13 protein-coding genes and 1 pseudogene are annotated in these 14,191 nt (G+C 60.2%); 8 read left to right on the top strand and 6 right to left on the bottom strand.

The genetic code is table 11. From position 1 onward, the window contains the following. Positions 1–140: 140 nt before the first annotated feature. The 4 genes from J0I79_RS31865 to J0I79_RS31850 form a co-directional block, all read right to left on the bottom strand. On the bottom strand, positions 141–479 hold the full coding sequence (locus tag J0I79_RS31865; protein WP_292869100.1) for a hypothetical protein: 339 nt from the start codon (positions 477–479) through the stop codon (positions 141–143). Positions 480–596: 117 nt separating this feature from the next. Continuing rightward, positions 597–2,939: a UvrD-helicase domain-containing protein gene (locus tag J0I79_RS31860; protein ID WP_292869097.1), complete on the bottom strand. Its 2,343-nt coding sequence runs from the start codon at positions 2,937–2,939 to the stop codon at positions 597–599. Between the two features lie 92 nt (positions 2,940–3,031). Beyond that, the gene (locus tag J0I79_RS31855) at positions 3,032–3,736 is read right to left on the bottom strand and encodes an SMC-Scp complex subunit ScpB (protein WP_292869095.1); all 705 of its coding nucleotides are present in this window, start codon (positions 3,734–3,736) and stop codon (positions 3,032–3,034) included. A 2-nt stretch (positions 3,737–3,738) separates the two neighbouring features. Then, positions 3,739–4,695, bottom strand: coding sequence for a DUF1403 family protein (locus tag J0I79_RS31850; RefSeq protein ID WP_292869091.1), 957 nt, complete (start codon positions 4,693–4,695; stop codon positions 3,739–3,741). Between the two features lie 125 nt (positions 4,696–4,820). Here J0I79_RS31850 and J0I79_RS31845 point away from each other — a divergent pair, with 125 nt between their 5' ends. The 4 genes from J0I79_RS31845 to repC all read left to right on the top strand — a co-directional run bounded on the left by J0I79_RS31845 (position 4,821) and on the right by repC (position 11,041). Further along, positions 4,821–6,041 carry a site-specific integrase gene (locus J0I79_RS31845; RefSeq protein ID WP_292869088.1) on the top strand — a complete coding sequence of 407 codons (1,221 nt, stop codon included), beginning with the start codon at positions 4,821–4,823 and terminating at the stop codon, positions 6,039–6,041. Positions 6,042–7,440: 1,399 nt separating this feature from the next. Further along, on the top strand, positions 7,441–8,643 hold the full coding sequence (repA, locus tag J0I79_RS31840) for a plasmid partitioning protein RepA (protein WP_292869079.1): 1,203 nt from the start codon (positions 7,441–7,443) through the stop codon (positions 8,641–8,643). Next, a complete protein-coding gene (gene repB, locus J0I79_RS31835) occupies positions 8,643–9,686 on the top strand; it encodes a plasmid partitioning protein RepB (RefSeq protein WP_292869076.1) in 1,044 nt (347 codons plus the stop codon). The genes repA and repB overlap by 1 nt, the downstream gene beginning before the upstream one ends. Before the next feature lie 155 nt (positions 9,687–9,841). Further along, complete coding sequence (gene repC / locus J0I79_RS31830; RefSeq protein ID WP_292869073.1) at positions 9,842–11,041, top strand: plasmid replication protein RepC; 1,200 nt, start codon at positions 9,842–9,844, stop codon at positions 11,039–11,041. A 75-nt stretch (positions 11,042–11,116) separates the two neighbouring features. Here the strand turns inward: repC and J0I79_RS31825 are convergent. Next, a pseudogene (locus J0I79_RS31825) lies at positions 11,117–11,351 on the bottom strand (recombinase family protein); the annotation flags it as partial. 20 nt (positions 11,352–11,371) lie between these two features. On the opposite strand from J0I79_RS31825, the gene J0I79_RS31820 reads away from it, so the two are divergent. The 4 genes from J0I79_RS31820 (at position 11,372) to J0I79_RS31805 (ending at position 14,080) form a co-directional block, all read left to right on the top strand. Then, entirely contained in the window at positions 11,372–11,884 is a 513-nt protein-coding gene (locus tag J0I79_RS31820; RefSeq protein ID WP_292869070.1) for a DUF1612 domain-containing protein, read from the top strand. A 90-nt stretch (positions 11,885–11,974) separates the two neighbouring features. Beyond that, complete coding sequence (locus tag J0I79_RS31815) at positions 11,975–12,892, top strand: hypothetical protein (protein ID WP_292869067.1); 918 nt, start codon at positions 11,975–11,977, stop codon at positions 12,890–12,892. Continuing rightward, positions 12,882–13,370: a hypothetical protein gene (locus tag J0I79_RS31810; RefSeq protein WP_292869064.1), complete on the top strand. Its 489-nt coding sequence runs from the start codon at positions 12,882–12,884 to the stop codon at positions 13,368–13,370. Before J0I79_RS31815 ends, J0I79_RS31810 begins: the two co-directional genes overlap by 11 nt. After that, a complete protein-coding gene (locus J0I79_RS31805) occupies positions 13,367–14,080 on the top strand; it encodes a hypothetical protein (RefSeq protein WP_292869061.1) in 714 nt (237 codons plus the stop codon). The genes J0I79_RS31810 and J0I79_RS31805 overlap by 4 nt, the downstream gene beginning before the upstream one ends. Here J0I79_RS31805 and J0I79_RS31800 read toward each other — a convergent pair. Further along, on the bottom strand, positions 14,063–14,191 hold a 129-nt coding region (locus J0I79_RS31800; protein ID WP_292867003.1), incomplete at its 5' end, for a transposase domain-containing protein. The genes J0I79_RS31805 and J0I79_RS31800 overlap by 18 nt on opposite strands.

The following is a 14,191-nucleotide window of genomic DNA, read 5'->3' as shown; positions in this document are numbered from 1 at the left end:
GACCCGCGTAGCCAGTCGTCGGGATGTCCAAATGGACGTCCATTTTGCCGTCTGCTCCCACTTGGACCCTCCGTCTCTAACGATCGGCGGACTCTTGCCACATTAACCTCATGCGCCGCACGAGGGGAGCGGCGTGGCGCTTACGTTACCTCTTCCCGGACGGGGAGCAGTTCACCGTTGAGAAGCTCTTCCATGAGCTTATGCAGGACTTTACCACGCCGTGCCCCAGCCCCGATTATGCGTTGGCCGTCTAACGTTATATCCACGACGAAGCTGTCCATCGTGTCGGCGCTGCGGTCCGGGTCGCGCTCGCTCGGACGGTCCCAGATAATCGGTGCTGAGGCCGCATCGATCCGCTCGGCCTCAGTCGCAAAGACCGCCTCTGTCTGTTCGTTCGTGTCGGCATGCGCCGGGCTGGCCACAGGGGCCGGCAATGAGTCAGTTTGAAGCTCGGTCAGGCGCTTCTGGCCAAGATCCATCACGCGCGACCATGAGCGCGAGGATGCCCCTGGGAGGTCGGGGATGACCAGCAAGTCGCGGGCACGTGTGGTCGCCACATACCACAGCCGCTCACGCTGCCTGGCTTCGCGGAACTCCTACTCTTCGCGGGCGGCCGCAAGCTCTGGCGGCTCGATGCCCCCGACGATCCAATGGATCGTGTCATCCGACTGCCGATAGACGAACTGGTCCTGAGGCTTAAAGCGGGTGGAGGAGTTCACCGTGATGACAACCGGCCATTCTAGACCCTTCGCACTGTGCATGGTGACGATTTCGACCGAGTCACCGGAAACGTCCACCCTACCCTCGGGGTGGCGGCGCTTGCGCTCCCACCCACGCTGGAGATCGAGAGCAAACGCGCGAAGGCCCGCAATTCCATACGGTCGTGCAAGCTCGACGATGGCATCGAGGTTCGCCAATGCGCGGGCGTTGCGTTGGCCGTGCCGGGCGGCCATCACAACCCGAAGGTTCAGGCGCTCGATCGCATAGGCCAGCAACTGCATGGGAGTGAGTTCCGCCGCGAGACGGTGCAGCCCCCGAAGCTTCATGAGCACATCGCGTGCAAGGGGATGGACCACCTGGTCCGCCGATGTCCGAGGTTGGAATCGCCGGCGCGCATCTTCATCGGGCTGGAGGGTTGCGGTGATGTCGAGTAGCTCCTCGTCAGTCAGCCCCACAAGCGGACCACGCATGAGGCCGCCGAATGCGAGCGTGTCCAAGGGGTCTGCCAAGGTACGAACCAAGGCGAGAAGGTCCTGCAACTCCTGTCGGCGAAACAGCGCGTTCCCAGCCTGGGACGCCACCGTGATACCTTGTCTTTCAAGGGCGCGCTCGTACCGCCAGAGATCGGTATGGGTCGGCGCCAGCAAGGCAATGTCACCGGCGCGCAGACGCCGCTCGGTGCCGTTCGCCTCGGTCATCGTGAGTGCCCCGATCAAGCGGGTGCACAGCCCCGCCACCGCCGCCGCCTCTGCCTCGCGCTGTGCCTCGGCGCGAGCGTCGCGTGGAACGTCGACCGTGAGTTTGGCAGCAGCGGGAAATGGCAGCGGGGGCGGGTCCACGGTCGCGGTCAAGGGTACGAAGCCTGGTTGTCCCGCCTTTGCCAGCACGTCCTGGAATACCAGATTGACGTGCTCGATTATTTCCGCGCGTGACCGAAAATTGGCAGTAACAGCAAGCAGGCAGCCATTGGCCGCGTTCGCGATGATCGACTTTGCGAGAGCGTAGGCTTCGATGTCGGCGCCGCGAAACCGATAGATTGCCTGCTTCGGATCGCCGACCAAGAACAGCGCGCCGCGGCGAAGCTGCGTCTCTTCCCACCGCCTGGGTCGCGTGGTGGCGGCGATGCAGAAGACGATTTCAGCCTGCAGCGGATCGGTGTCTTGAAACTCGTCAACGAGAAGATGCGGATAGCGGCCGGCGAGCCAGTCACGGATTTCTGGATGCTCGCAGACGAGGATGCGCGCCTGCCTCAACAGGTCGTCGAAATCCAGGACTGCTGCATCGCGTTTGCGTCGGTCATATGCGTCAACGACTTCGCTCAAGAGCGCGGCCAGCTCGTGTACGAGCGCCTGCGCGATCGAGCCTATCAACAGGCGATACGCCGCGCTCACTCGCTCGAACTGGTCGGCGGCCTCGTCCGCCCGACGCCGGCCCTCTACCGCACCAAGGACGTCCTTCCAAGCGGTCTTTCTATCGTAAGGCTGCAGGTCGATGGACTTTGGACGCATAGCACCGATGCGTGGCGGCTGGGTCAAGCGCCAGAGGACCGGGATCTCGGTCTTGGCCAAGGCTTCGTCATAGAATGCGGCAAGCCGCTCCAAGCCATCGATCAGGTCCGCTGTGCCCGTTTCGCCAGGCCCTGCCGCGTGCCACCGGGAAAGCGCTGCGACGGCTTCGATAAACGTCCGGTCTGGCCGGGATGAAACATCCGGTGCAGGCGCAGTCGCGGTACGATGGTCACGGCGCAGCGTGGCAAGTTCGCGAATGCGCTCGACGACACCAAGCGGATCGTCCTTGGCCAGGATAGCGATAGCTCCGTCTTCGTCTGCACCATCCGCCAGCTTGCCCCTCAGCCATTCGGAAAGCACTTCATTAAAAAGCGCCTCGGCAACAGTCTCGTCGACGACCCGCGATCCGGGATCGAGGCCGGCGGCCAACCCGTGGGAGCGAAGGATGCCTTGGCAGAATCCGTGGATTGTCGTGGCGGTGATCTCATCAAGACGGGGCGCCGCGGATTCGAGATGGGCAAGCTCGTGAGCACCCAACGGGTGGGTGACTATTTTGGCAAGCGCGGGCGGGACCTTGCCGGCGCGTAGCGCGCCGATTGTCCAGCGAATTCGCGCTTCGAGTTCGCTTGCTGCCGGTTCGGTAAAGGTAATGGCAGCGATCTTGGAGGGCTCAATCCCGCTCGCTATCATCATCGCGACACGGGCCGCCATCAAGGATGACCGGCGATGCCGAGGACGAGCTGAAGGGTTTGCGGCGCGAGTATGATTCGGTTGCCCAAGACGCGACACCGAAGCCAATCTGCTCAAGGCATCTCACATTCGGCGACATCGACCTCATCATCACGTTCTTCGTTCGTCAGTCCGGCGGGAATATCGCCCGCCAGCAGCTTTTCCTTCGATAGCAACCCGGCGTCCTCGAGCGCCTCGAAATCCGGCAGATCGCGCAGCGTGTCGAAGCCAAAGTGGGACAGAAACGACTTCGTGGTGACATAGGTGTAGGGCGCGCCGGGCTGCGGCGAGCGTGGCCCCGACGCGATAAGATCCTGCGAGCGTAGACCCCCGATCAGGTCGCGCGACACCTCCTTGCCGAAGAACGACGACAGCTCGCCACGAGTGATCGGCTGGAAGTAGGCGATGCACATCAGCACCAGTGCCTCTGACTGCGACAGCGGGCGCGAAAAGTCGCCCTGACCTGTAGCGCTGCGAATGACGTCGCCATACGCCTTCTTGGTTCGATGCTGCCAGCCACCGGCGACCGAGACTAGCTCATAGGGCCGGCCAGCGAGCTCGGCGCGGATATCATCGATGATGAGCTCGATATTGCAGCTCCGGCCGACGACGCGTGCCAGCGTCTCGCGGGTCACGGGTGTGCTGGCAGCAAAGATGACAGCTTCGACCCGGCCCATCCACTCGCGCCAGCGCAACTCGAGCGGCAGATGCTGGAGCTCGGTGTCGAGCAGCGTCGGCTGCTCTTTTTTTTGCCCTTTGCGTGCGGCGGATCCGAGCATTGTTACAGTCCAAACAGCCGGAAGGAGTTTCGACCCGACAGCTCCCGTACTGCCTCGAATTTTTGCAGCCGCTCGAACAGACGCCGCGCGCCGAACCGCGACAGGGTTTTGGTGGCAAGCGAGCCTGACACGGCATCGTCGTCGAGCAGTTTTTTGACCACCTCCCCTGCCCCCTTGGCGCGCAGCTTTGGCACCACCGCCGCCAGTCGCTCGGCGCGCCGCGACAGGTCCGCGGCCAATCCGCAAGCATCGGCCGAGCCCTGCGCCAGCGCCAGGCACACAACCCTCTCAAATTCTTTTCCCTCTCCCGGCCGAATCCGCTTGCTGCGAGCGTCACCGGCTCGAAACGCCGGAACAAACGCCTGGGCCATCAGCAGCGGCACCGGTTTCGCCCAGCGCAGCTTTTGCGCCACCAAAAGATCGGCGCACCACCAGGCCAGCAATTCCACTGCCGGCGACACGGCAACAACCCGGCTGGCGATCGCCGCGGCGGCAAACGGTGCCGGCCTGCCGGAGCGGACCAGGTCGTCGATTGCGCCCGGGAGATCGGCAAAACCGTCATCCCAGCGCAGACCAAGCAGTCCGACCACTTCCGCCAGTCTTGCGGCATCGACCGCCGGCGGCCGCGAGGCCAGTTGCCGCCACGCGGCCAGAATGCTGCCGGCGGGTCCGGGGTCGCCGTCGACAGGACGCAGATACCAGGCGTCGCGCAGCGCCGCCTCGTCCTCGGAGCGGCCGGCGAGACGAACGGCGGCGGCAGCGCATTTCAGCGCCAGGCGTTGGCGCCAGGCGCCGGCCCAGGCCGGCTCGGAGCGGACAGAAGAGTCGAGCGAATTCAGCGCCGCGCCGGCAAAGAAAGCGGCGTCGGTGTCGTGGTCGACAGGCCCGCCCGGCAACGCCCAGGCCCGTACGCGCGGTAGCGGCGGCGAGACAGCGGGCAATGGATCGGCGCGAATCATGCAACGGATGATAATTCGTCGGTGCGCTTTATACCATCATTTCTGCACAATAACGCACAGCCTGTCGTTCGGGATAAATGAGCGATAATGTTGCATTATCGTTCATTTTGCTCTTTATATGAGAAATGGCCCAAACCGTCGAGCAGAAGCCCAAAAATCACGCTCAGCGCACCTCCGGACCGTCCCACAGCACAGGGCTGGCCGGCGATGTTTCGGCTGCGTGGACGCCGGCCGATCTCAAGGCACAGGCCGAGGACGACCTGCCTGACATCATCGACGTCGTGCTGGCGATGGTAACGGCATCGGACGAACCGCCACCCAATGCCCCTCCCCTACCGGCCGTCGCAAGCAGCGGCCTGCCGGCGCATCTCGACGCGCTCGCCGGCCGCGCCCGTGACTACGTCGAGGCGGCGAGCTCGGCCAACACCCGCCGTGCCTATGCGTCCGACTGGCGTCATTTTGCCAGCTGGTGCCGGCGCCAGGGTGTCGAGATGTTTCCGCCCGATCCCCAGGTGGTCGGCCTCTACATCACCGCATGCGCATCGGGAAAGGCGACCGGCGACAAGAAGCCGAACTCCGTATCGACGACCGAGCGGCGGCTTTCGTCGCTCACCTGGAATTATACGCAGCGTGGCCAGCCGCTCGACCGAAAGGATCGTCACATCGCCACCGTGATGGCCGGCATTCGCAACACCCACGCCTCTCCTCCCCGGCAGAAAGAAGCCATTCTGCCCGAGGATCTCATTGCCATGCTGGAAACGCTTAATCGCGGCACCCTGCGCGGCCTGCGCGACCGCGCCATGCTGCTCTTGGGTTTTGCCGGCGGCCTGCGACGCTCCGAAATCGTCGGCCTTGATCTCGGCCGTGACCAGACCGAGGATGGTCGTGGTTGGGTGGAAATCTTCGACAAAGGTGCTCTGGTGACGCTGCGTGGCAAAACCGGCTGGCGTGAGGTCGAGATCGGCCGCGGCTCCTCCGATGCCACCTGCCCCCTTGTCGCCCTACAGACGTGGTTGAAACTCGCTCGCATCGCGCACGGACCGCTGTTCCGTCGGGTCACTGGCCACGGCAAGGCGGTCGGTGCCGAGCGGCTCAACGACCAGGAAGTGGCGCGGCTGGTCAAGCGCGCGGCGCTTGCTGCCGGCGTGCGCGGTGATCTGTCGGAAGGCGAACGCGGTCAAAAGTTTTCCGGCCATTCGCTGCGCGCCGGCCTCGCCTCCTCGGCCGAGGTCGATGAGCGATACGTGCAGAAGCAGCTCGGCCATGCTTCCGCGGAAATGACCCGTCGCTATCAGCGCCGGCGCGACCGGTTTCGGATCAACCTCACCAAGGCGTCCGGGCTCTGAAAGCCCCTCCCCTGCCACTCGGGCGCAGATTTGCGCTCCGTTGCTTTTGCTCGGCATTTTTTCCCTTTCTCCAATCGTCCCAATGTCCCGGTTCCGAGATAACGACGATGAGATCCGCCGGCGTGAAGCGCTCGGTGAAGAGAATGAGATTCTGCCACGGCAACCGGGCGCTTGGCGCCAGATGCCATCGAAGCTCATGAAAGCGGCCGCCTCCTCGGAGGCGGCTCACGTCAGCGACATTTCCGAGTGGACGCATCTCAAGTTCACCTCCGCGAGGTCGGCAGGCGGTTAAAGTGATCGAGATCGGCTACCGGGTTCCGAAAGCTCGGCAGGTGAGCGCCAGGCATGACAGTCCATTTCCGAGGACAGTGCGCAGCGATAGTTCTCCCGCCGGTCCCGCTCCGCGTCCATCTGCAGTGAGCGGAGGCATCTCCGCCGGGATAGCTTCGCGACCTCGGCCGTCGTCCGCAGTTCCGTAGTATTGCTGGAGCGCGGTTCGCGTTCGCCCGGCTGACGCCAGCTTCGCGCGCTAGATCGGCGATCATCAGGCGTGCGTCCGTCCGGGTTACGTTCCCTAGAGACAAGCCGCGCTTCGCGAAGTGCTTGCTTGGGTCGATGTGCTGACCGGCTTTAAGACCATTCCTTTAGGAGCGGTGAGATCAGCTTGCGCATTCGATCCCGGTCCCGCTGGATCGTGGGCTGCTGCTTTCGACAATCGCGTCTCTCCCAGCATGCCTTTGGCATGCACGATCGCGACCTGCCAAGCCGGCAGATGGCGATGTGCGATGCAGGAGCGGGTAGCGATCAGGAGCGCAGTTCGACAGAATGGGCTGGCTTGCCGAGTCCGTCGACCGGCCAAGGCAACGCGGTGTCGCTAGCTCGAAGAAGCAGTCGTTCAGATGGGCCGACGTACAGCGTACGCGCGAGGTGGGTGGGCATCGCCTCCGCGCGCTTGCCGTCTTTAATCATACCCGGCAAAGGGCCGATCACATGCGTCTCTCGATTGATCTCGTGAGTGAACGCGAGAGTCCGGAGCCGGCCGACTGTTCGCTGCCCCGCTCAACAGTGCGCAACGGTATCGTCAGTGCGCAACGGTATCGTCGAGCTGTCCCAGGCGGCATTCCTGCTCCGTTTGGCGGAATCGGGATGCCAATAATCGGGTATGGCCGGATGACTGCCTATCGAGCTAACCGCTGCCCCAACATCCGCAAATTCAGTGAGTTAAGTTTGAGTTCACCTGAGTCGAATTGGGGCAAAGTTGACTGCAGTCAACTTTGCCGAGAACGGCGCCTCGTTAACCTCTCGTTAACATTAAAATTGTTGCCGGATCGAAAGAATCAGAGCTACATGCGGTTAGCGGGCCAGTATGGATTTCAAATCGCATGTGCGGGATATTTCGATGAATATGAAGCCGACGCTCCGTGAGGAGATCGCAGAGGTCGATGTGCTGTTGACCGAGCAGGCTCGTGAGTTGTCTGCCATGCTTCACGAGCATCGGCTGGAAATGTTCCCTCCAAACGCCCAGAAAAATCTCCGGCCTTTCCAGTTGTCGGAGGCCGCTCAATATCTCGGCGTAACAAGCGGGTACCTGAAGAACTTGTCACTCGAAGGCAAAGGTCCACAGCCAATAGTAACACCGTCAGGCCGCCGCTCCTACACCGCCGATCAGCTACTGGAGATGAGGCATTTCCTCGACAAAAATAGTCGGACGATGGCGAAATATGTTCCCCACCGCCGCGGGATCGAACACTTGCAGATTATTGCGGCAGTAAATTTCAAAGGCGGCTCTGCCAAAACGACGACGGCCGCTCACTTGTCGCAGCATCTGGCGCTCACGGGACATCGCGTGCTCGCAGTCGACCTCGACCCTCAAGCCTCGCTCTCTGCCCTGCACGGTTTTCAACCAGAAATCGATCACAACGAATCCCTCTACGAATCCCTCCGCTACGATGACCAACGAAAGCCGCTATCAGCGCTTGTTCAGAAGACGAATTTCCCAGGTCTCGACATCATTCCTGCGAATCTCGAGCTGCAGGAATTCGAATACGACACCCCCCTCGCCCTGTCGCAGAAAGATGGGTCCATGGGGCGCATCTTCTTTGGGCGGCTAGACGACGCATTGGCTGACGTGGCGGATAACTATGATGTTGTCATCATCGATTGCCCTCCACAGCTCGGCTACCTGACGTTGACGGCGCTTTCTTCGTCGACGGGCATCCTGATCACCGTGCATCCGCAGATGCTTGATGTGATGTCGATGTGTCAGTTCCTTTTGATGATGGGCGAGGTCATGGGTACCCTGAAGCGGGCGGGTGCGAATATGCGGCTTGATTGGCTGCGGTATCTGGTGACCCGCTACGAGCCGACAGACGGACCTCAGAGCCAGATGGTCGCCTTCATGCGTTCGCTTTTCAAGCAGCATGTGCTCATCAACGAGATGCTCAAGAGCACTGCCATTTCCGATGCCGGGATCACAAAGCAATCACTCTACGAGGTCGACCGCGCACAATTCACCCGTTCAACCTATGACCGTGCAATGGAATCTCTGCATCGGGTGAATACCGAGATCACGGGCCTGATCCACAAGGCATGGGGACGATAATGTCCAGAAAGAATCTGCTGAGCTCGCTGACGGACCGAAAGTTGACTGCAGTCAACTCGGCTCCCGTCGCGGAGAATTCCGTCACTTCAATGTCGCCAGCGCTTGAGCGAAATCGGAGCCGGGGAGCCTTCGGGGCGATTACAAGGTCGATCGACGAGTTGGCCGAGAAGGCGCAGGCGGCCAAAGCGTTCGAAGCCCGGCTTCTCGAAGGCGAGACCGTTGTCGATCTCGATCCCGACACAATTGATATCTCGTTCGTCGCCGACCGCATGGACGACGATAACGAAGCCTTCGAAGAACTAGTAGAAGCCATCCGCCAACGAGGGCAGGACAGCCCAATCCTAGTGCGACCGCATCCCGGAGTGGGCGGCCGTTACATGACTGTTTTCGGCCATCGGCGTACCCGAGCGGCCAAATTACTCGGAAGACCGGTGAGGGCCGTCGTCAAGGATCTCGGCGACAAAGACCACGTCATCGCACAAGGTCAGGAAAACAGCGCGAGGGCGGATCTCTCGTTCATTGAGAAGGCCGTCTTTGCCAGCAACCTGGAGCGCAATAGCTACGATCGCGACGTCATCATGGCAGCGCTGTCTGTCGACAAGACCGTTGTCTCGAAGATGATATCAGTCACCAAGGATATTCCGGACGAAATCATCAAAGCTGTCGGATCTGCCAAGAACAGCGGCCGAGACCGTTGGTATGACCTCGCCAAGAAAATCAGGGTAGGTGGTGTGTCTGTCAGTGAGCTCATTGGCTCTCCCGACTTCAAGGCTGCTACCAGCGACGACAGGTTGGAGATATTGGCTCGCCATCTGTCAGAAAAGAGCGCGAGCAAAGAGACGACGCCTGCTCAAAGGGCGTCGACCAAATCCTGGGTTCCTGATGACAAATCAATTAGCGTTACCCTGAAGAAGACCGCGAAAAAGGCCACTGTCACTTTGGAATCCGCTGACGGCCCGCTTTTCGCCGAGTTCATCGCCGGGCAACTGGACGACCTCTATAAGGCCTTCCGGAAGTCCAACATGGAAGCAGCAGGAGAGTAGAGACCGCAAAAGAAAAAGGCCCCCGAACGAAACCGTCGCGGAAGCCCTTCTCGTGTTCTAGCAAGCCGAGAATCTCATTTCCGCGAATCACTGTCAAGAGTTTTAGGCGTCGATTCGGCGAGCGGAGTTCTTTTGCCTAATTGAAGGCGAAGAAAATGGAAGTGGGAACGACGCCCTTTGGTGGGCGACCGATGACGCTTGCCTTGTTGCGAGCCAGGAACGACACGCGTGAAATCCCTGCCGGCACCGCTGTGGACAAGTGGCAGCTCTACCGCTGGCTCTGTGAGGGCAAGACACTCATCGGCGTTGGTGACCGCGCCCTAGCGGTCCTGAACGGGCTGTTGTCTTTCTACCCGGATAGTGAGCTGAGCGAGGAAAACGGCCTGATGGTCTTTCCCTCGAACGCGCAGTTGTCATTGCGCGCCCATGGCATGGCCGGCGCGACGCTCCGACGCAATCTCGCGGCCCTAGTGGACTGCGGGTTGATCGTTCGCAGAGACAGCCCAAATGGCAAGCGCTACGCTCGCAAGAGCAAGGATGGCGTAATCGATGAGGCGTTCGGCTTTTCAATCGCGCCGCTGCTGGTTCGGGCAGAAGAATTCCGCCAGGCGGCCGAGCGCGTCCGTGCAGAGGGAAGGGCGCTGAAGCTTATGCGCGAGCGGATCACATTGCAGCGCCGCGATATCCAGAAGCTGATCGAGGTGGCGATCGAGGAGCGCGCTGCTGGGGATTGGGACAGAGTCTGGAGCCGGTTTCGGGCAATCGTGGAGGCGATTCCGCGTCGAGCCGACGTGCACGACCTCGAGCCGATATTAGCGGAGATGGCTGCCTTGCGCGAAGAAGTGGATATGATGCTGGAAAGCTTCATGAATTTCATGAATCCAAGCGCCAATGAGTCCCAAAATGAGCGGCAGCAATCTGATTCAAACACAGACTCTATTTTTGTATTTGAACCGGCTTTAGAGAAAAGCAGGGCGGCGGTCGAACCAAGATCAGCAGCCGACGAGAAACCGAAAAGCTATCCGATAGGGCTTGTGCTGAGAGCCTGCCCCGAAATCGGGGACTATGCCGTGGACGGGATCGGCAGTTGGCGCGATTTGATGATCACTGCCGCCCAGGTGCGAGGCTACCTTGGCATTTCGCCCTCCGCTTATGAGGAGGCTTGCCATGTGATGGGCCAGGAGGTCGCGGCGATCGTGATTGCCTGCATCCTGCAAAGGGCGCAGCACATCAACTCGGCAGGCGGCTATCTGCGGGCGCTGACCGAAAAGGCGCGGGCAGGGCAGTTCTCTGTCGGACCGATGCTGATGGCGGCGCTGAAGGCCAATGGCGCGACGGCGAGGATGACAGCATGAATATGTGGAGACCACGACTTCAGGCTGCTGCGCGTGTCTCAACCAGGCCAACCGCTATTGCGCGATCGCGCAAGTTCTTGACTGTCGAAGCCGACCATCCGGATTGCCGGGCAGCTTTCCTTTCTTCCGTGCGGCCGCGATAGCCGACTTCGTTCGTTCGGAAAATCAGCGCCCTCTCAAGCTGGGCGACGGCGCAAAGCTCCTGCAAAGAAAACATGCCCTGCGGCGTTGAGGTGTCGAGCGGATTGCGAAGCGAACGAAAATGCGCGCCCTTGATAATCAGATCCTCGATGACCTCAAGCAGATGAGCGTCTGGCGCGCTGGCAGGAGTTGGTTTCCGACACGGCTGGCGTGGCGCCGTCGCTGGCCGCAGCCGTGGCCTGGGAAGAATGGGAAACACTAAAGCCGCTCCAACGCCAACATTGGCTGGGAGCGCAACTGGTGGCATCCATTCTCCGGTCAGAACAGAAGGTTGGCACTCACCTGCTGGGCATCAACACCGGGCTCAAATCCATCTCGCGTGAGTGTCGGCGGTCGCTGGTCCGAACGATCCGGCTGACGGCTTTCCTTGACGCGCTGTCGAGCGCGGCCGATGCTGGGATGAAAGAGCTCGACCGACTTGTCCAAGCGAAGGATCTAATGGAACGTCGGCTTCGGAACCGACGGTCATCAAGCAGTCTTCCTAGCGTCGTCGAACTTGTGCTCTCCATACCACTTGTGTCTGCAGCAATGATCGCCAAGGAAGTGAAGATCAGCCCGCGCGGCGCACTCAATTTGATTTCCGAACTCGGCGTTAGGGAAATGACCGGCAGAGGCCGGTACCGTGCATGGGGGATCACCTAGCGCGTAGCCTACAGAAATGAACGCGGAGCCGGCTGTTGATCGCTCATAGAAGAAGCGTAACATGGCGAGGGCATTGGGGGGTGGCGATCGGTGACAAGTGCTGTTCAGGTCTGGAATCCAGACGATTGGGAATTGTTTTCACTTAGTTTGCTTCAACATCGTCACGGCACATTGAACGTGCACAAGATACCTGCAGCACACCAAGGTGACTATGGCATCGACTACTATTGCGCCAAAGAGGCGGTCGCCTATCAATGTTATGCTGTCGAAGAGCCGGTCGACATCTCCACACGGGCGGAGCGGCAAAAGAAAAAAATCACTACAGATCTTCGAAAGATAATCACCAACTCCGTCGAGATCGCAAAGCTGTTTTTGGGCGTGCCCATAAAGCACTGGGTTCTGCTCGCTCCGAACCACGACAGTAAGGAAGTGAATCTTCACTGCTCGAAAAAGACCCGGGACATGCGCGATGCGAAATGTCCCGCGCTTGATGCCACGTTTGAAGTCGGTATTCACGACCCGAGCTCCTTTCCGAAAGACGCGGTCGCTGTGGGCATGTCCACTGTCTCCAGTATAAAGTTGTCAATCCCTACTCCTTCGCAACAAGAACTTGATACGTGGGTGGCAGGTTCATCCAATCTCCTGGCGAACGCTACGCATAAGTTGAGCAAGAGAACCGGCACGGATCGCGTCCACGAGGCAGTTGCGGAAGCTGCCAAATCGTTCCTGCATGGTCATGCCCTGCTCGACGCGCTGCGCAATGGTTCTCCGGATCTCCATGAAAGAGTTATGTCAGCCATAAACAGCCGGGCTCGGCGGCTGCAGTTTGCTGGGCCACAAGGAGAGCAGACACCTGGTGCTATTTTGAACACCGAGTTGGATTCCCTCATCTCAGCAATGCGCACGGCAGCGCCGAACCTTTCGGAGGAAAATGCAGAGCAGATAGCCTATGGGTCGATATGCGAATGGATCATGCGTTGTCCGTTGGATTTCCCCAATGCCCAATGAATCGGTGCTTCGCCGAGCGATCCTGAACGGGGCTTTCACCTATACAGCCCGTCCTGATCCCCTTCCCGGGGACCTTCGTATGTCGTGGGGGATAGCCGTACTCATCTTGGCTCTATTCTACAGCCGCGGAAAGAAATCGAACTTTCAGAAGCTTCAATTTCTGGCCCATTCAGTTCGACTGCCGGAAGGCCGCGAAGAGGTTCGCGGGCTTTTGTCTGGAGAGTACAAGCCGACTGACGTTTCGGTGAGGGTCGAACCGTCGCTGAATCGAGCCGTCGCGCTTGCGCATGCTCTAAGGCTTGTGAAGATCGAAAAGGGCACATCGGTTTCGCTCACTGACCAAGGCGTACGGATGGCGGAAGCGATCGTGAAGGAGGGGGAAATCTTGACGGATGAGATGCATTTTCTAAGTGACGTCGCCCCTCGCATGACTGATGCCTTAATGAAGCGGGTGTGGCGCTTGGAGGACCTGCTTTGACGCTGCTTTTTCGAAGGCTAAGGCTTCGCGCTGTGGCAACGGACGGCGTCTATGGTGCCGATGTGCCGTTCGGTCGGGGCCTTACCGTGCTGTGGGCCGACAACACCAAGGGGAAATCAACATGCATGCAAGGCATGTTGTACGCCCTCGGCCTAGAGCGGATGCTTAGTCCGCGCAGAGAGATCCCTCTGCCGCATGCGATGACGAGCTACCTGGACACCGACGACGACAGACGCGTTGATGTTCTTGAATCCAACGTTTCGCTTGAGATTGAAAACGGGCAAGGGCAAGTCATCACCGTTACTCGCGCTGTAAAGGCAAGCACAGACACTCGCCTGATCACCGTGGATTTCGGACCTGCACTGTCAGAAGAGGGGACATCCCTCAAAAGACAGAACTTCTTTGTACTGGATCCAGGAGCTGCGCAGCGGGAAGACGGCTTTCACCACTTCCTAGAGGGCTTCCTCGGCTGGCAGCTTCCGAACGTCCGACGATACGACGCGCCAGAGACGAAACTCTACCTCGAGACTGTGTTTCCCCTTTTCTGGGTTGAGCAAAAGTTCGGATGGTCTGCGATCCCCGCAGCGATTCCGACCTACATGAGAATTAGGGAAGTTCATAAGCGCGCCGTCGAATTTGTCATGGATCTCGACGTCTACAAGCTTGAGATGTGTAAGCGCCTCGCCGATCGCCTACGGATTTGGGCTTGACGTTTTCCGGAATCGCCAGGGCATGAGTTCCTCGATCTGGCTCTGCGGATGGCCGTTGATGATGGCGTCGAGGGTTTCTGCGAGGTAGGCAACGGGATTGACGTCGTTGAG

Origin of the sequence: Mesorhizobium sp. (genome assembly GCF_017306585.1) — a bacterium.
In the GTDB taxonomy this organism is placed as follows: domain Bacteria; phylum Pseudomonadota; class Alphaproteobacteria; order Rhizobiales; family Rhizobiaceae; genus Mesorhizobium.
This window is presented reverse-complemented; position numbering and strand designations above follow the sequence as displayed.

Coding starts and splice junctions, on each gene's coding strand:
- J0I79_RS31865 (WP_292869100.1), bottom strand. CDS start 479: ATGGATCTTGGCCAGAAGCGCCTGACCGAGCTTCAAACTGACTCATTG.
- J0I79_RS31860 (WP_292869097.1), bottom strand. CDS start 2,939: ATGGCGGCCCGTGTCGCGATGATGATAGCGAGCGGGATTGAGCCCTCC.
- J0I79_RS31855 (WP_292869095.1), bottom strand. CDS start 3,736: ATGCTCGGATCCGCCGCACGCAAAGGGCAAAAAAAAGAGCAGCCGACG.
- J0I79_RS31850 (WP_292869091.1), bottom strand. CDS start 4,695: ATGATTCGCGCCGATCCATTGCCCGCTGTCTCGCCGCCGCTACCGCGC.
- J0I79_RS31845 (WP_292869088.1), top strand. CDS start 4,821: ATGGCCCAAACCGTCGAGCAGAAGCCCAAAAATCACGCTCAGCGCACC.
- repA (WP_292869079.1), top strand. CDS start 7,441: ATGAATATGAAGCCGACGCTCCGTGAGGAGATCGCAGAGGTCGATGTG.
- repB (WP_292869076.1), top strand. CDS start 8,643: ATGTCCAGAAAGAATCTGCTGAGCTCGCTGACGGACCGAAAGTTGACT.
- repC (WP_292869073.1), top strand. CDS start 9,842: ATGGAAGTGGGAACGACGCCCTTTGGTGGGCGACCGATGACGCTTGCC.
- J0I79_RS31810 (WP_292869064.1), top strand. CDS start 12,882: ATGCCCAATGAATCGGTGCTTCGCCGAGCGATCCTGAACGGGGCTTTC.